We start from the raw sequence: 503 nt of genomic DNA, 5'->3' as shown, positions 1-503 counted from the left end.
AATCCCCTATGGGATACCACTTTTTCTTGAGTGGTTGACTGTAAAGTTAACGATTCGATAGCACCAATGTTTAGCCTACAGACATTAGTGAGTATTCACTCGATACAGAGTATAACGTATCAAAAGTGTCCCATTCGTCTAGAGGCCTAGGACACCGCCCTTTCACGGCGGTAACAGGGGTTCGAATCCCCTATGGGATACCACTTTTTCTTGAGTGGTTGACTGTAAAGTTAACGATTCGATAGCATCAATGTTTAGCCTACAGACATTGATGAGTATTCACTCGATACAGAGCATAACGTATCAAAAGTGTCCCATTCGTCTAGAAATAGAGCTTAGGACATCGCCCACTTTGGTTTATAAAGAGTCGGCGGTAACAGGGGTTCGAATCCTTGTTTATTTGTAGCAATTAGCACCAATGTTTAGCCTACAGACATTAGTGAGTATTCACTCGATACAGAGTATAACGTATCAACTGTGTCCCATTCGTCTAGAGGCCTAGG

1 tRNA gene is annotated in these 503 nt (G+C 42.5%); it reads left to right on the top strand.

The features are described 5' to 3' along the window. The first annotated feature begins 127 nt into the window (after positions 1–127). Positions 128–203: transfer RNA gene (locus IEY42_RS22290), tRNA-Glu, on the top strand. Positions 204–503 lie beyond the last annotated feature (300 nt).

It is taken from the genome of Shewanella algicola, from assembly GCF_014648035.1.
Taxonomy (GTDB): Bacteria; Pseudomonadota; Gammaproteobacteria; order Enterobacterales; family Shewanellaceae; genus Shewanella; species Shewanella algicola.
This window is presented reverse-complemented; position numbering and strand designations above follow the sequence as displayed.